The sequence below is a fragment of the Nocardioides abyssi genome (genome assembly GCF_030412915.1).
Classification (GTDB): Bacteria; Actinomycetota; Actinomycetes; order Propionibacteriales; family Nocardioidaceae; genus Nocardioides; species Nocardioides abyssi.
In genome coordinates this window covers 1-284 of the sequence record NZ_JAUHJR010000117.1, presented here as the reverse complement: position 1 = coordinate 284, position 284 = coordinate 1, and the positions used below count along the sequence as shown (strand labels likewise).

The 284-nt window shown below is 64.1% G+C and carries 2 tRNA genes; both read left to right on the top strand.

From position 1 onward, the window contains the following. The first annotated feature begins 8 nt into the window (after positions 1-8). Positions 9-80 (top strand) — tRNA-Gln (locus QWY29_RS20150). Positions 81-206: 126 nt separating this feature from the next. Further along, a tRNA-Glu gene (locus QWY29_RS20145) sits at positions 207-282 on the top strand. The last annotated feature ends 2 nt before the right edge of the window (positions 283-284 follow it).

Below are 284 nucleotides of genomic sequence, written 5' to 3'. Positions count from 1 at the left end.
CCCCCCAGTGGGATATGGTGTAATTGGCAGCACGACTGGTTCTGGTCCAGTTAGTCTAGGTTCGAGTCCTAGTATCCCAGCGAGCAGCGACTCTGTCGCGGAGCCCCGAGAACCTTCGGAGCCCCGCGATTTTGTGCGGAAAGCCAGCTCCGGCTAGTGTTCCGCAGGTTGCTCCGGAGAGGTCGCGAGGCCGATCCGACTGCCACGCCCCCGTTGTGTAGCGGCCTAGCACGCCGCCCTCTCAAGGCGGTAGCGCCGGTTCGAATCCGGTCGGGGGTACCACG